The sequence below is a fragment of the Stieleria sp. genome, from assembly GCF_041595215.1.
In the GTDB taxonomy this organism is placed as follows: Bacteria; Planctomycetota; Planctomycetia; order Pirellulales; family Pirellulaceae; genus Stieleria; species Stieleria magnilauensis.
The window spans coordinates 1-10832 of the sequence record NZ_JBFHKV010000164.1; the positions used below are offsets into that span (position 1 = coordinate 1).

Below are 10832 nucleotides of genomic sequence, written 5' to 3' on the forward strand. Positions count from 1 at the left end.
CCTCCCTTGCCGGCAATCCCAATCCACCCAGCTCGGCGGTAGCCTCGCCCTCCTCCCGTCAAACGCACCGGCCGCTGCGTCACCACCTGCGTCACAATCTGCGGCCCCCGCCTTAAAATCCGATCTGGACGAAGCACTCCAGCTCTAACCGGCTCACCATCGAAAACAATACCCACCGATGGCAGGGCGAACCCACGGATAACGGGGTGCCAAAAAATCCATGGGCTCGCGCTGCCATCGGTGGGCTCAGTTGCAATTTCATCGCATCGCAAGCGACAGCCGGAGCACCAGCGAGTGTCTCCGCAGACGATTCCGGCGCAGCCGGCGGCGAATCAATCGAAAATCCGAAAAGATTCTGTTCGCCCGACCGCTCGGCCGTCGTCAACCTCTGAGGACGACCAGTCGGTCAATCACGTGGACGCTCCGGACATCGGTGGCAAGGAGACTGCGGCTGAGAGATTCCGGCAGAACGTTTTGGGCCAATGCCGAGCAGAATCCTCGCGCCACAGGACACGCCCCAGTGTGGTGATCCCAGTGCGGTGATCGCTTTTTCCGGGGTGGGGCCGTCGATGGATTGGGGCGGCAACCTGCACGAAGGCCTGGCAAAACCAGAGAGGGTCGAGGCCTTCACAGCGAGTGAAAGAGAGTGGTCAGGGCCGGGCTCGAACCGGCGACACCGGCCTTTTCAGGGCCGTGCTCTACCAACTGAGCTACCTGACCAGCTGGAAGATTCATTCGATCTGCGGGGATCCTAGGGTATGATGCGTGGGTTCGTCAATTGGTTCACTACGAGACAAATTTCAATTGAGACAACACCGATTGCGACGGCGACTTTTTGCAGATGCGTCCGACAGCTTATGATAGCTCGAAAAATCTCTCCAAACGGCGATTTCCTTACCGACGTGACGACCTCGTCAACTTTTCAGACCAATTCCCTGCCTGCACTCGCGGCCAATGGGTTTTCCGATCACACTAACGCCCCCGGCAGCCCATCGTCTGGCAGGCCGTCGTCCCGTTCGGGTCGAGACACGCATCACGAATTCCGGCCGCACGAGCAGGGACGGAGGTAGTTAAAAAAAGATGTCAACCATCGTCGAGCAGGAAGAAAAATCGGACCAAATGGAAGCGGCCCGGCTGGAGCGGGAGCTCGAGCGCGAAAAACTGAAGCTCAGCCGCTTCGACTCGGTGACCTCGCTGTTCCTGGCCTTGATCCTGTTTCTCGGCGCGTTCGTGTTCATGATGTTCGTCGTCTGGCTGCTCAGCGGGGAACCCAAACCGATCGCGTTGGCACCGATCATCGAAAACCCGCCCGGCCGCGGTGAGAACCCGGAGGGTTTCGAGCGTGATTTCGAACCACCGGGGGCCGAAGAGGTGGAGGATTTGATGGAACCGACGCTGGCCGACACGATCGAGGCGGTCACCGACGCGGTCAGCAGCGTGGCCGCTTCGCTGACGACCGCCGACACCAACGCCACCGCCTCGACGCAGGGCACCGGCCAGGGGGACAGCCGACCGCCGGGACCGATGGGTGAGGGGGACGACATCATCGGCCGCTGGGAGCGCTGGGAGCTGACGTTCAACGCCAAAGGCAAAAATGACTACGCCAAACAATTGGATTTTTACAAAATCGAACTGGCCGCCTTCGGGGGCGGTGGCCCCAACGTCATCGAGATGGCCAACAACTTATCCACCTCGCCGACCAAGCGAGTCAACACGCAGCCCAAAACCGAAGAACGGCTGTACTTTTCATGGAAACTCTCCAACCCGCTGCTGCAGTTTGACCGCCAGCTGCTCACCGCCGCCGGCATCCAGGTCAACGGCCGAAATGTGATCCGCTTTGTCCCCAAGGATCTGGAAAACCAGTTGGCCAACATGGAAAAGCAGTACGCCGAAGAAAAAGGAAAAAAATTCCCCCACTCGATCGCCAAAACCGTCTTCGAAAGCACCGTCGACGGTGGCGGCTACTCCTTCAGCATCGTCAGTCAACGTTACCGAAAGGGTTACTGAGCTGATCGACGGGGGGAAACCGATCGCCTGGGAGATTCCCTGGCAGAATCGACCGTACGAACGACCGTGTAGAACCAAGGTTCGGCTGAAATGGTCCAGCCCGACCGATCGCCCTGCCACCAAAACGAAACCTCTCAACTCATCAATCAACGGGAAAGACACGAATGTCAATGATCCTTGCGTATTCGCTTTTCAACATGATCGCCGATGCGACCTACCTCGCACTCGCGGCGGTGGCACTTTGGGGGTTGTACTGCATCGTCGTCGTCTGGAATCGCGTCGGACAAAAACGGTTCAAGTCCGAAGACGAACAAGACCAGTTCCTCGACGACGTGGAACAGATGATTCAAGCCGGCGATTTCGAAGGCACCATCGATTACTGCGAAGGCGACGCGCGGGCGTTGCCCCAGATCATCGAATTGGCCGTCAGCCATCGCAACCTGGGGTACAACCGCGCCCGCAAGTTCATGATGGACCGGTTCCAGCGTGACGTCATGAGCGATCTGGATTATCGACTCAGCTGGGTCGGCACCGTGATCAAAGCCGCTCCGATGATCGGGTTGTTCGGAACCGTCTTCGGGATGATGGGCGCGTTCCAAACCCTGGCCACCGCCGAGTCGGTCGAGCCGAGCAAGCTGGCCGGCGATATCCGTGTCGCACTGGTGACGACCGCCAGCGGATTGGCGATCGCCATCCCGCTGATGATCCTGGTCGCCAACGTCAACATTCGAATCGCCAAGATGGAAGACCTGGTCGGATCCGGGCTCAGCCGTTTCATGGACGCCTTCAAAGCCGGACTCGCTCGCAGCGGGGGACGCTAACGCATCATGAGTAGCGTGATCGAGGAACCTGACATCGAGGAAGATGACGATTTCCAAATGCCTCGCAAAAAGCGAGACGAAGACGAAATGGACATCACCCCGATGATCGACATCACCTTCTTGTTGCTGATCTTTTTTGTCGTCTGTTCCAAAATGGATCCGACCCAGATGGGGAAGATCCCCGAAGCACAAAACGGTATCGCCATCAGCGCCAAAGAGTCGGCGGTCGTGTTCATCGAACCGGCCGGCAAAGACAAGGTCATCCTGAAACGGATCGACGGAACCGAATTCAGCAGCGACGAAGAAACCCAAACGACCGAATTGATCGAATACATCACCGAAGAACTCAAGACCACCCGCGGGGAAGAAAAAAACCACGTGATGATCATGGGCGACGGCGAAGTCACGGTCGGTGAGGTGACGCGTGTGCAGAAAATCATCGGCGACGCGTTCGAAGACATTTCGTCCACCTACATCGCGGTGAAAGAACTATGACGCGCCGCAACGAATCCGAACTCGACCTGACGCCGATGATCGACGTCACGTTTTTGATCCTGATTTTTTTCATGGTCACCGCATCGTTTTCGATGCAGCGTGCGATCGAGACGCCGAACCCGGAAAACGACCAGGCCAGCCGGGCGGCCGTCGTCCGCGACCACGATCCGTTGCGTTTGCACGTCGACCGACATGGCAGTTTCTTGTTGATGGCAACCGACTGGCAAAAGGAACTGGTCGGCAAACAGGAATTGGTGAGCGAACTGGCGGCCGCAAGACGCGCCACGCCGCTGACGTCCGACCTGCGGATCGAAGTCGAATCGGCGGCCCGGTTACAGGCCCTGGTGGATGCGATGGATGCCGCAACGATCGCCGGATTCCAACAGTTTCAGCTGACCGAAATCGCGTCCGAATTGATTTAGACACACAGCTCCTCTTCTCGTCCCAACGCATGTCGATTCCAGTTACCTGTCCCCAGTGCGGTGCCACGAACAAAGTCAACGATTCGTTGGCCGGTCGTCGTGTGCGCTGCCCGCAGTGCGACACGGCGGTTCACGTCCCCGAAGCCGACCTGGGCACCGCTCCGCCGCCCCTGCCTGGCCCATCCAGTGCGCCTGGCCCATCCGATGCGTCTGGCCCATCCGATGCGGCAGAGGCCGACCCCGTGGTGGTCGCCGCGACGCCCGTCGAAGCGGTTGCGCCCCCCGCTGCAGCCCCATCGCCGCCGACTGACAGGCCGCCGAGTGACAGGCCGGCAACACCGGTCGGGCCCGCGCCCGCCGCCCCCTTGGCGGGACTGGACGACGATGACGATGACGAACCGATCTTCCAAAAAACCAAACGGGAAGAAGAAGAGCTGGACATGACCCCGATGGTCGACGTCACGTTCCTGCTGCTGATCTTCTTCATGGTGACCGCGGCGTTCAGTCTGCAAAAATCGATCGAAATGCCGCGGCAACAAACCGACGCCCCGAGCACCACGGTCGTCGAAGAGGAAGAGGAAGACCTGGAAATGGTCGAAGTCCAAGTCGACGAATTCGGATCCTTTCTGGTCCTGGCAACGGACTGGCAAGAGGAAACGCCCGGCAAACAAAACCTGATCACGACGCTCAAGCGCGCCAACGAAAGCGGCAATCCGGCAAGGTTGGTCATCAAAGTTCACGAACTGTGCAAGCTGCAGTACCTGGTCGACGCGATGGACGCCGGAACGATCGCCGGATTCACCGAAACCCAGGTCACCCAAGTCGAGGAATTCGACTAGTGCTCTGTCAACTTTCAGATTTAGGGTGCCGCGGAAAAGGGGTCAGGTACCAAAAACCAAATGGCCCGAAGGGTGCTTCGCATTTTTGGTACCTGCCCCCTTTTCCGGGTACGGCGGATCGCTCGTCAACCACTTCTCGTAACCACTCTTTTTATCACGATGCTTGCTAACGAACTGATCGATCAACTGGAACGACGTGGTCTGCTGGACCAGGAGATCATCGAAGCGCTGCGCGAACAACTGGACCAGGGCGGCGCACGGGTGACCCCCGAAGCGGTCGCAAAATTGCTGGTCGACAACGGGCAACTGACCCGTTTCCAAGCGACCAAGTTGATCGGCGAAATCCGCAGCGGCGAGTACGCCGACGACGCGACGATCGCCGCGGCGGAAGTCGTGGAAGACGACTTGGTCGCGATCGACGACGACGACGATGCGGACGAAGTCCAAGCCGTCGAAGCGATCCCGGTCGAAACGACCGCCGAGCCGTTCGCCGAATTCGAACCCGTCGAAGCCGAAGCGGTCCCCGTCCAAGCCGTTCCCGTCGCCGACAACGACTTGCTCTCCGAAGCCCCCCAGCGCGAACGCCCCCGCGCCCGACGCACCAAACCCGCCCCCCAAGAAAACCAATGGGACTCCTTCAAGATCTACGGGTTCTTGGGGATCATCGGATTCCTGCTCCTGTCCGGCGGCGGCCTCTATTGGATCCTCTCCCGCGGCAACGCAGACGAACGCATCCAGATCGCCAACGAGCTTTACGACAATCAAAACTACACGCCGGCTCAAGAGAAATACCTGGAGTTTCTCGATTCGTTCGGCAACGGCAATGAACACAGTTCCCTGGCGCGGACCCGCGTGATCATGACCGAACTGTATCGCGCCGAAGGCATGACCGATCCGACCTACGCGACGGAATTGGCACGAGAAAAGCTGCCCGAGATCGAAGACGAAGAGGGGCTCAACGAAGAGCGTGGCAACTTGGCCGCGCTGTTGGTCAAGATCGCCGAAAACATCGTCAACGAAGCCAACGAAAAATCGGAGACCACCGCCAAACGAGAGCTCTTGAACAAGCTGGAAGAGCAGATCGAGTTGACCAACAACCCGCAATACATGACCGGCGCGATGCGGACGACGCTCTCCGGACGACTCAAAGAAATCGACGAAGCACGGGGCCGCGTCGAACGCGAAATCAACCGCAACGAACAACTCGATGCCGCGGTCGATCAAATGACCGCCTTGCTCGCCGAAAAGAAAACCAAGGAAGCGTACGATGTTCGCTACGAGCTGCTCCGCTCCTTTCCCGAACTCGGCGACAACGAACGGCTGGCCACGCTGATCGCCAAGGCCAGCGAGATTCAACAGCAACTGGTCGAAACCACTGCGGCGTTGCCCCAGCGGATCGAAGCCGAAACGCAAACCGACTTGAACCCGATCGTGTTGAACGCACGCTCGGGTGATCGCGTCCCCGACTTGCGTGACGAAGTGATCTTCATTCGAACCAAAGGCAGTGTGTTGGCCTTCAACGGCGAAGACGGCACGCTGCTGTGGCGGCGCTACGTCGGGAACTCCCTGGCCCACAGCCCGATCCGCCTGGACGGCGGCACCGCGGTGTTGCTGACCGGATCGAGCGACCTGTCGGTGGAACGCTGCGACGGACGCAGCGGTGAGGTCGATTGGCGTGTCAAGATCGGCGAAGCGTTCAACCAACCGGTTGTCAGCGACAACGACATTTTTATCTCGACCAAGTCCGGACGATTGATCGAGCTGGACGCGACGACCGGTGACGCCAAATGGGCACAACAGATCCCCCAATCGCTGGAGGTCGGACCGGGTGTCGACGACCGCGCCGCAATCGCCTACATCCCCGGCGACCACAGCAACCTGTACGTGCTGGACAGCAACAACGGCGACAGCATCCAAAGCTATTACGTCGGGCACAAAGCGGGCACCATCGCCGTGCCGCCCACGCCGCTGCTGGAACACCTGTTTGTGATCGAAAACAAAGGCCCCGAGTATTGCCTGGTTCACATCCTGGGCGTGGACGAAAACGGCGCGAACGTGACCAAGGTCCAGGACCCGGTGCGGATGAGCGGGAACGTGGTCGTGCCGCCGATCGTGGCCCAGCAACGCCGCCTGGTCGTGCTGACCGACCTCGGCGAAATCTCCGTGTTCGACATCGAAGTCACCAGTGAAACGGACAAGGTCTCCGTCGTCGCCAAACAACTTGCGTCTTACGGAACGCCGACGCTGACACAGATGGCCGTCGGCCGCAGTCAAATGTGGACCACCGGATCGCGGATCGGACGCTACGAGCTGCAGGTCAACCGCGCCCGAGTCGTCCCGGACTGGTTCAAACACGAAGGCGACATGTTTGTCGGACAACCGCTGGCGATCGGCGATGCACTGGTGCACGCACGACAGCTGCGGGGCACCTCGGGTATCCGGGTCTCAGCGGTCGATCCCAAAACGGGCGAGGAACTGTGGCGCAATGACATCGGTGCCCCCGTCGCCATGCTTCGCCGTGCCGACGCGGGCGTGCACGCCTTGACCACCCACGCGGCCCTGTTTGAATTGGACCGATCGGCGATCGCAACCGGTGCCACTCGGGCACCGATCGAGAACCGCGGCGGCGTCGGTGTGATCATGCGTTTCGAAGATCCGCTGAAGATCGACGACAACCGCGCGGTGCTGTTGAACAAAGCGGGCGGCGAAGGCGGCCAGCAAGTCGCCGTCTACGATCCGACACGCAAGACCGAAAAACTGCGGCTGGTCAGCTTGAACGTGCTTTCTGGAAAACCCTCCGGACGCGGACTGGTCGCCGGCGGAGGCTTGTTCCTGACACTCGACAACGGTCGTGCGGTCGTGATGGATTACCAGACGGGATCGCAACTGGGCAACCCCTTCCAGCCGATCGCCAACCCCGTCGAAAAGATCTCGTGGTCCAACGCCGTGCGGCTTCCCGATGATCCGGGACAAGTCGTCGTCGCCGATAGCCGAGCCGGTCTGTACCGGTTGCGGGTCGGCCCCCGAACGACACCATTGGCCGAAACCAAACTGCCCGCGGCAACGCTGGGAACCATCGCCGGCGTCGACACCACGCTGTTGGCGGCGATCAGTGGACCGGCGGCGGATTTGATCATCGGTCGAGATCTGGTGACGCTGAAAGAGAAATTCCAAACCCAAATGGACGGCCGAGTGATTTGGGGACCGGCGACGGCGGGCGACCAGGCGGTCGTGTTGACCGATGACCAAGTCCTGCGAGGGATCACGACCGACGGCCAAACCACGTTTGCGGTCCCCGTCCCACGCGGCTTGCCCGTCGGAGACGCCGTGATCCACGAGGGCAACATCATCCTCGTTTCTGACTCCGGCTGGATCGTCGTGATCGATCCGGCCTCCAATGATCCGGTCGGCCTGACCGAGATCGGCGAACCGTTCTCGGCAACTCCCCTGGTGCTGCAAGATCGATTGCTGGTGCCCGGCGAAGAGGGTGTCGTCTACGTCGTCAAGATTCCCAGTGGGGTGAGTGGCCAATGAAATTCCAAGCAACCTCTCGCGTTCTCCTGCGAACCCTGGGCATCCTCACGCTGGGGCTGGTCGCGATCGGACTGAACCGACCGGCTCAGGCACAAATGCTGACCTATGCCGAATCTGGCAAACCGGAAGATTCCGGGCTGGGTTTGTTGCAAGAAGAACCGCACGACATCATTTACTTCACCGAGAAATCCGGTGGCGGATGGGTGAAATCTCACCTGTTGCCGGTCCGGGACATGCCGACGACGCCGCGCGGAACGTTGCAATTTTCGATTCTTGGCATCGAAGTCGAGCAATTTGTCGCCAAGTGGTCGGACATCGAACGCATCGATTTCTGGGAAAAACGACTCGAACGCGAAACCGCATCGCGAATCGCCAACGAAGATTTCGTCGGCGCGTACCCGTTCCTGTCGATCTTGATCCGCGACTACCCGCGACGCCCCGGATTGAAAGCCCTGCGTTCGGAATTTCTGTGGCGGAACGCGATTCAACGCGCCTCGGGCAGCCAGCGCGCCGAGTCCCTGGCGATGCTGGAAGAACTGTTTCATTATGACCCCCAATACAATCAAGCCCAAGTGCTCAAGGCGATCAGCTTGACCACCGGCGGGCTGATGCAGGCGATGGTCGACGAAGGGGATCTGGACAACGCCCAGCAGTTGCTGGCGCGATTGAAAGAAGACTACGGACGATTTGATCTGCCGGCGATTTCCAAGTGGGACGGCGAGTTCTTGCGGATGGCCACGGAGAAACGCAACGAGGCGATCGAAGCGGTCAAACAAAAGGACTTCCGCTCGGCTCGGACGTTGGCGCGGGAAAGTTTGTACCTCAAACCCGACATCGAGGGCGGGCGAGAATTGGTCAAAAAGATCGACGAGGCCTATCCGCTGGTCTCGGTCGGTGTGCTGCAAGCGGCGCGGGTTTTCGATCCCGTTCGTCTGGACAATTGGTCCGCACGACGCGCCGGCCGATTGCTCTACCGGACGATGTTCGAAATCCAAGGCGCCGCACCCGAAGGCGGTGAATACGATTTCATTTTCGGATCCGCGGAAACAACGCCCGACCGCCAAGTCCTGGAACTGTCCATCGACACGGCCAAGCTGCCCAACCCGCTCAACCGCATCGAAGTCGACTTCCTGGCCGACCAGCTGGCCCGGCGTGCGATGCCCGAATCGGAAACCTATTTTTCTCCCTGGGCTGCCAGCGTCACCGGGATCGGCATCGACGGCCCCCAGCGCATCGAATGCGTCCTTCGCCGCCCCCATGTGCTGCCCACCTGCTTGCTTCAAATCAACGTCGACGCCAGCTGGTTCGGTGGTGAAAAGGGCGGACCGACGGGAGACTATTTCGTCGACGTGATCGAAGACGGCCAAACCCGCTTCAAGCTGACCGAAGACGCGCGTCGGGCCAGCGGTGACAACGCCAAACCACGCGAAATCGTCGAGATCCGATGCGACACCGGCAGCGACTCGGTGTCCAAATTGCTCAGCGGCGAAATCGATGTGCTGGATCAATTGTTCCCCGCCGACGCGATCAAGCTGAAAGAACGCCGCGACGTGAAAGTCGTGGAGTACCCGCTGCCCACGATCCACATGCTGGTCCCCTGCTCGGACCACGAGTTTGTCGCCGACAAGAACTTTCGCCGCGCGCTGCTGTACGGCATCAACCGCGAAGACATCTTGAAAGGCGAATTGTTGGAGAACCATGAATCGCTGGGATGCCGTGTCCTCTCGGGCCCCTTCCCGGCCGGACTCAGCCAAGACGATCCGCTCGGCTATGGCTATGACACCTCGATCTTGCCGCGACGGTTCGAGCCCAGCTTGGCGCAGTTGTTGGTCTCGCTGAGCCAGAACTTGAAAGCGGCCGAGGCGGAACGCAAGGGCGAACCGGAACCGAAACTGCGCACCGTGCGATTGGCGTTCCCCGCCGACAACCTGTCGCGCGTCGCCTGTGAAGCGATTCGCAGCCAATGGGAATTGATCGGGCTGGACGTCGAATTGGTCGAACTTCCCGTCGGACGCACCTACCCCGACCCCGACACCGCGGACTTGGTTTACGTTTCCTGCGCGATCTGGGAACCGATCATCGATGCGCGTCGCTTGCTCGGCCCGCGTGGACTGGCCCAGAGCGAGGACCAGCTGATCGGTCTCGGCCTGCGGCGTCTCGAAGAAGCTCGCAATTGGAAAGAAGTTCGAGACCGTTTGCTGGTGCTGCACTCGATTTCGCATCACGAATTGCCGGTGTTGCCGCTGTGGCAAATGGTCGATTCCTTTGCGTACCGGAACAACCTGGTCGGCATGGGCAACAACATCGTTTCGCTCTATCAGAACGCCGGGAATTGGAGATTGGAATTTTGAAGCGTTTCACCACCGACCCGACCCGACTCATTTTCATCACCGTCTGCCTCGCGCTGCTGTCGTTGTTGATGGCACCCTCGCTGTCGGCACAGACCGCCGACGAAGCGGACAAGACCACGCCAAGCGCCCCCGAAGAGGAAACGTCGGCCGCCCAGCCGGACCCGCGTGACGAAGAACCGTGGGACTACTCTCCCTATCGGGTGTTGATCTGGGTCGTCTCACGCGATCCCCGCTTCACCGCCGACACGCTTCGCGAACCGGTCTTGGAGTACTTGGATCGCGATTTCAATGCGCTGTGGCGGACGACGATCGCCGACGCCCCGCCGCCGGTCGCCACCGCGTCGTTTCGTTCCATGGAAGACC

7 protein-coding genes, 1 tRNA gene and 1 pseudogene are annotated in these 10832 nt (G+C 60.1%); 8 read left to right on the plus strand and 1 reads right to left on the minus strand.

Going from position 1 to position 10832, the window contains the following annotated elements:
* Nucleotides 1-647: 647 nt before the first annotated feature.
* Nucleotides 648-720, minus strand: a tRNA-Phe gene (locus tag ABX749_RS08855).
* A gap of 360 nt (nt 721-1080) precedes the next feature.
* On the opposite strand from ABX749_RS08855, the gene ABX749_RS08860 reads away from it, so the two are divergent.
* The 8 genes and pseudogenes from ABX749_RS08860 to ABX749_RS08895 all read left to right on the plus strand — a co-directional run.
* A complete protein-coding gene (locus ABX749_RS08860) occupies nt 1081-2007 on the plus strand; it encodes a hypothetical protein (RefSeq protein WP_145220706.1) in 927 nt (308 codons plus the stop codon).
* A 170-nt stretch (nt 2008-2177) separates the two neighbouring features.
* Nucleotides 2178-2828 carry a MotA/TolQ/ExbB proton channel family protein gene (locus tag ABX749_RS08865; RefSeq protein ID WP_095738917.1) on the plus strand — a complete coding sequence of 217 codons (651 nt, stop codon included), beginning with the start codon at nt 2178-2180 and terminating at the stop codon, nt 2826-2828.
* A gap of 6 nt (nt 2829-2834) precedes the next feature.
* The gene (locus ABX749_RS08870; protein ID WP_145220708.1) at nt 2835-3323 is read left to right on the plus strand and encodes a biopolymer transporter ExbD; all 489 of its coding nucleotides are present in this window, start codon (nt 2835-2837) and stop codon (nt 3321-3323) included.
* Nucleotides 3320-3745 (plus strand): ExbD/TolR family protein, encoded by a 426-nt coding sequence (locus ABX749_RS08875; protein ID WP_372895658.1) that lies wholly within the window; start codon nt 3320-3322, stop codon nt 3743-3745. The genes ABX749_RS08870 and ABX749_RS08875 overlap by 4 nt, the downstream gene beginning before the upstream one ends.
* 29 nt (nt 3746-3774) lie before the next feature.
* Entirely contained in the window at nt 3775-4584 is an 810-nt protein-coding gene (locus ABX749_RS08880; protein WP_372895659.1) for a biopolymer transporter ExbD, read from the plus strand.
* Nucleotides 4585-4743: 159 nt separating this feature from the next.
* A complete protein-coding gene (locus tag ABX749_RS08885; RefSeq protein WP_372895660.1) occupies nt 4744-8118 on the plus strand; it encodes a PQQ-binding-like beta-propeller repeat protein in 3375 nt (1124 codons plus the stop codon).
* Nucleotides 8115-10469, plus strand: a complete 2355-nt coding sequence (locus tag ABX749_RS08890; RefSeq protein ID WP_372895661.1) for an ABC transporter substrate-binding protein — start codon at nt 8115-8117, stop codon at nt 10467-10469. Before ABX749_RS08885 ends, ABX749_RS08890 begins: the two co-directional genes overlap by 4 nt.
* Nucleotides 10466-10832: pseudogene (locus ABX749_RS08895) on the plus strand (hypothetical protein); the annotation flags it as partial. The gene ABX749_RS08890 and the pseudogene ABX749_RS08895, both read left to right, overlap by 4 nt.

Coding starts and splice junctions, on each gene's coding strand:
- ABX749_RS08880 (WP_372895659.1), top strand. CDS start 3,775: ATGTCGATTCCAGTTACCTGTCCCCAGTGCGGTGCCACGAACAAAGTC.
- ABX749_RS08865 (WP_095738917.1), top strand. CDS start 2,178: ATGATCCTTGCGTATTCGCTTTTCAACATGATCGCCGATGCGACCTAC.
- ABX749_RS08875 (WP_372895658.1), top strand. CDS start 3,320: ATGACGCGCCGCAACGAATCCGAACTCGACCTGACGCCGATGATCGAC.
- ABX749_RS08860 (WP_145220706.1), top strand. CDS start 1,081: ATGTCAACCATCGTCGAGCAGGAAGAAAAATCGGACCAAATGGAAGCG.
- ABX749_RS08890 (WP_372895661.1), top strand. CDS start 8,115: ATGAAATTCCAAGCAACCTCTCGCGTTCTCCTGCGAACCCTGGGCATC.
- ABX749_RS08870 (WP_145220708.1), top strand. CDS start 2,835: ATGAGTAGCGTGATCGAGGAACCTGACATCGAGGAAGATGACGATTTC.
- ABX749_RS08885 (WP_372895660.1), top strand. CDS start 4,744: ATGCTTGCTAACGAACTGATCGATCAACTGGAACGACGTGGTCTGCTG.